Annotated in this window: 1 pseudogene; it reads left to right on the top strand. The window is 58.6% G+C overall.

Annotated elements, in window-relative coordinates:
* Positions 1–439, top strand: a pseudogene (gene tolB, locus ACR0EL_RS22375) (Tol-Pal system protein TolB); the annotation flags it as partial.
* Positions 440–684 lie beyond the last annotated feature (245 nt).

Raw genomic sequence — 684 nt, 5'->3', positions numbered from 1 at the left:
GATTGAAACTGCACCAAGCTATGCGCCGGATGGCAGTCGGATCGTGTTTGAAAGCGACCGGTCGGGCACTCCGCAGCTTTACATCATGCCCGCTAACGGAGGCGAGGCAACGCGGATCAGTTTTGGGCAAGGCCGCTATGGCACGCCGGTCTGGTCTCCTCGCGGGGATCTGATTGCGTCTACCAAGCAGAACAAAGGTCGCTGCCACATAGGCGTTATGCGCACGGATGGCAGCGAAGAGCGCCTTTTGACCGCCTCGTTCCTGGACGAAGGTCCCACATGGTCGCCAAACGGGCGGGTCATCATGTTCACCCGCGAAACGCAGGGTGCAAGCGGTCGATCGACGCTTTACTCTGTGGATATTTCGGGCCGTAACTTGCGTCCTGTTAGAACGCCGGATGGCGGTAGCGACCCGTCTTGGGGGCCACTGCAGAATTGATCGGAACAGACACCAGGTAAAGTTCACAACAAACCCGCAATGTGATAGAAGCGCGGCAATAAACAACGAAACACGAGGCACTTGAGATGAAACTGTTGAGCAAAGTCGCGGCAATTGGGGCGCTGACCCTGATTGCGGCCTGTTCCAATAATGATCCGTCGGCTCTGGGTGGCGGCGCTGGTGGCAGCGGCGCGCTGGTTCCGGGCTCACCCAGTGATCCGCGTTCGCCAGCCTATTTCCAGCAG

The organism is Ruegeria sp. AH12, assembly GCF_056541465.1.
This window is presented reverse-complemented; position numbering and strand designations above follow the sequence as displayed.